The following is a 1,648-nucleotide window of genomic DNA, read 5'->3' as shown; positions in this document are numbered from 1 at the left end:
CGCTCGATCATCGCCTGGCCGGCCCCGAACGCGCAGAACACCGAGGCGGCACACGGCTCGGCGCTGGGCGACGACGAGGTCGCCGCGACCAAGCGCGTGCTCGGCTTCGACCCGGAGCAGTCCTTCGAGGTCTCCGACGAGGTCATCGGCCACACCCGCAAGGCGCTGGAGCGGGGCCAGGCGGCCCGCGCGGTGTGGGAGAAGGCGTACCAGCAGTGGCGGGACAACAACCCCGAGCGCGCCGCGGAGTACGACCGGATCGCCAAGGGTGAGCTGCCCAAGGGCTGGGAGGAGAAGATCCCGGTCTTCGAGGTCGGCAAGGGTGTCGCGACGCGTGCCGCGTCCGGGAAGGTGCTGCAGGCGCTCGGCGGGGTCATCCCGGAGCTGTGGGGCGGCTCGGCCGACCTGGCGGGCTCCAACAACACCACGATCGACAAGACCAGCTCCTTCCTCCCGGCCGGCAACCCGCTGCCGGAGGCGGACCCGTACGGGCGCACGATCCACTTCGGTATCCGCGAGCACGCGATGGCCGCGGAGATGAACGGCATCGCACTGCACGGCAACACCCGCATCTACGGCGGCACCTTCCTGGTGTTCTCCGACTACATGCGCAACGCGGTGCGCCTGTCGGCGCTGATGCACCTGCCGGTGACGTACGTGTGGACGCACGACTCCATCGGCCTCGGCGAGGACGGCCCGACGCACCAGCCGGTCGAGCACCTGGCGTCGCTGCGCGCGATCCCGGGGCTGAACGTGGTGCGCCCGGCCGACGCCAACGAGACCGCCATCGCCTGGCGCGAGATCCTCAAGCGCTGGACCAAGGAGTTCGGCAAGGGCCAGCCGCACGGTCTGGCGCTGACCCGGCAGGGCGTGCCGACCTACGAGCCCAACGAGGACGCCGCGCGCGGCGGTTACGTGCTGTTCGAGGCCGACGGCGGTGCGCCCGAGGTCATCCTGATCGCCACCGGCTCGGAGGTGCACGTCGCCGTCGAGGCGCGCGAGCAGCTCCAGGGCGCCGGCGTGCCCACGCGCGTGGTGTCCATGCCGTCGGTGGAGTGGTTCGAGCAGCAGGACCAGGGGTACCGGGACAGCGTCCTGCCGCCGTCCGTGAAGGCGCGGGTCGCGGTGGAGGCCGGGATCGGTCTCACGTGGCACAAGTACGTGGGGGACGCCGGCCGCATCGTTTCCCTGGAGCACTTCGGTGCCTCGGCCGACGGCAAGGTCCTCTTCCGCGAGTTCGGCTTCACTCCCGAGAACGTGGCCAACGCCGCGCGGGAATCGATCGCCGCAGCTCAGCGCTGACGCTTATACACGACACGTAGGAGATGGAATTTCCATGACAGACGCACTCAAGCGCCTCTCCGAGGAAGGCGTGGCGATCTGGCTGGACGACCTGTCGCGCAAGCGGATCACGTCCGGCAACCTCGCCGAGCTGATCGACCAGCAGCACGTCGTGGGCGTCACCACCAACCCCTCGATCTTCCAGAAGGCGATCTCGCAGGGCGACGGCTACGACACGCAGCTGACCGACCTCGCCGCCCGCCAGGTCACCATCGAAGAGGCCATCCGCATGATCACGACGGCGGACGTCCGGGACGCCGCCGACATCCTGCGCCCGGTCTTCGACGCCACCGGCGGCCAGGACGGC

2 protein-coding genes are annotated in these 1,648 nt (G+C 70.1%); both read left to right on the top strand.

Annotated features, from left to right (window positions below):
• Window positions 1–1,302 (top strand): transketolase C-terminal domain-containing protein (locus ACFZDE_RS38625; protein WP_391214945.1); only part of this gene is annotated, 1,302 nt, incomplete at its 5' end.
• A 34-nt stretch (window positions 1,303–1,336) separates the two neighbouring features.
• Window positions 1,337–1,648: transaldolase family protein (locus ACFZDE_RS38620; protein ID WP_391214938.1), on the top strand; the 312-nt coding region annotated here is incomplete at its 3' end.

The organism is Streptomyces sp. NPDC007929, assembly GCF_042959065.1.
Taxonomy (GTDB): domain Bacteria; phylum Actinomycetota; class Actinomycetes; order Streptomycetales; family Streptomycetaceae; genus Streptomyces.
Note: the sequence above shows the minus strand (reverse complement) of the source record. Positions and strands in the feature narration are given on the sequence as shown.